The 2,001-nt window shown below is 72.6% G+C and carries 1 protein-coding gene; it reads left to right on the top strand.

From position 1 onward, the window contains the following. The coding region (locus ACH3VR_RS23260) for an ATP-binding protein (RefSeq protein ID WP_397558725.1) at positions 1 to 2,001 on the top strand (2,001 nt) is incomplete at both ends.

Below are 2,001 nucleotides of genomic sequence, written 5' to 3'. Positions count from 1 at the left end.
ACCACGCCGCCTACCTCCCCTTCACCACCGCCGAAGAACTCCAAGACCGCATCGCCGACGACCTCGCCACCCTCCTCGCCGAACGCTTCGACGCCGCCCAGGAGCAGGGCGACGAGCCGGACGCCGACGGGCTCGGGGCGACGGTCGGCCGCATCCCGGTCCCCTACACCTCGACGATCGGGCGCGAGGACGACCTGCGCCGCGTGCGCGAGCTGCTCGCGAAGGGCACCGACCGGGTCGTGAGCCTCGTCGGGCCCGGCGGCATAGGCAAGAGCCGGCTCGCGATCGAAGTGGCCCGCGCCGGCGGCGACCTGTTCCGCGACGGCGTCTACTTCGTGCTCCTGGAGGGCGTGCTCGAACCCGACCTGCTGCTGTCGACGATCGCCTACTCGCTCGGCGTGCGCGACAGCGGCGCCGTCGATCTCGAGGACCGCATCGCCGTCGCGCTCGAGGGCCGCCGGGTGCTCATCGTGCTCGACAACTTCGAGCAGATCGTGGATGCCGCCCCCGTCCTCGTGCGCCTCTACACGGCCGCGCCGCTGGCGACCTTCCTCGTGACGAGCCGCGTCGTGCTGCGCATCCGCGGCGAGCAGGTCTACGAGGTCGAGGCGCTCGCCTCCCCCGCCACGACCGAGCCTGCGACGCTGCACCGCGCCCTGCGCTCGTCGGCCGTCGCACTGTTCGTCGACCGAGCCCAGGCGGTGCGGCCCGACTTCGAGCTGACCGACGACAACGTCGCCGACGTCGTCGGGATCTGCCGCCGCCTGGAGGGGCTGCCGCTCGCGATCGAGCTGGCCGCCGCCAAGGTGCGGGCGCTCAGCCCCGCGACGATCGACGCGCGGCTCGAGCAGAGCCTGCCCCTGCTGGCGGCGACCTCACGCGACCTCCCCGAGCGGCACCGCACGATGCGGGCGGCGATCGACTGGAGCGTCAGCCTGCTGCCCGCCGTCCAGCGCGACCTGCTGGAAGACCTCGGCGTCTTCGCGATGCGGTTCACCCTCGACGCCGTCGAGGCGGTGAGCGCCGGCCGGTCCTGGGAGGGCGAGGTCATCGACGCCCTCGGGGCCGTGGTCGACGCGTCGCTCGTGAAGCAGGCCGATCTGGGCGGCCGGTCGACCTTCTCGCTCCTGGGCATCGTGCGTGAATACTCGCTCGCCCGGCTCGAGGCGCGAGGCGAGGCCGACGCGATGCGCGGGGCGCACGCCGACTACTACAGCGACCTGGTGCGGCGCGCCTCGCCCGACCTGCGCGGACCTGCACAGGTCGAGACCGTCCGCCTCCTCAGCCTCGAGCTGTCGAACCTCCGCGCCGCCGTGCGCCACCTCGTCCACACCGACCGACTGGACGACGCCGGCGACTTCGCGTGGGACCTCTTCGTGTACTGGTGGATCTCCGGCTTCTTCAGCGAAGTGCGCCTGTGGATGCTCGAGCTGCTCGGGAAGCAGCATCCCATCTCCACCCGCACCCGTGCCGTCGCGGTCTTCTTCACGGTCTGGGGCGAGATGTGGCGCCGGCCGTCGGAGGAGGTCATCGAGCGCCTCGGCGAGTCGTCGCGCCTGTTCGAGGAGAGCGGCGACGAGGATGCCTCGGCGATGGCCCTCGCGGCGCGCGGCTCGACGCGCATGAGGTTCCCCGACCTCGACATGCCCGCCGCGGAGGCCGAGGTGCAGCGCGCGCGCGAGGTCTTCCACCGGCTCGGCAACTGGTGGCTCGAGGCGCTGACCGACGTCGCGCTGGGCCTGCTCGCGATGGCGCGCGGCGAGTTCCCCGCCTCGCTCGAGCACTTCGAGCGCGCGACGGCGATCGGCGTGCGGGAGCAGGATGCGTTCACCCGCGTCGTCGCGGGCAACAACGTGGCCCGCGTGCGACTGCTCGGCGGCGACATCGCCGCGGCAGAAGACCAGTACCGATCGACGCTCGAGCTCGCCGCGCTCCTGCACTACGACGAAGGCGCGCAATACGCGCTGGAGGGTATGAGCGCGATCGCGGCGCTGCGCGGCG

The sequence above is a fragment of the Microbacterium alkaliflavum genome, from assembly GCF_044325405.1.
Lineage (GTDB): Bacteria > Actinomycetota > Actinomycetes > Actinomycetales > Microbacteriaceae > Microbacterium > Microbacterium alkaliflavum.
This window is presented reverse-complemented; position numbering and strand designations above follow the sequence as displayed.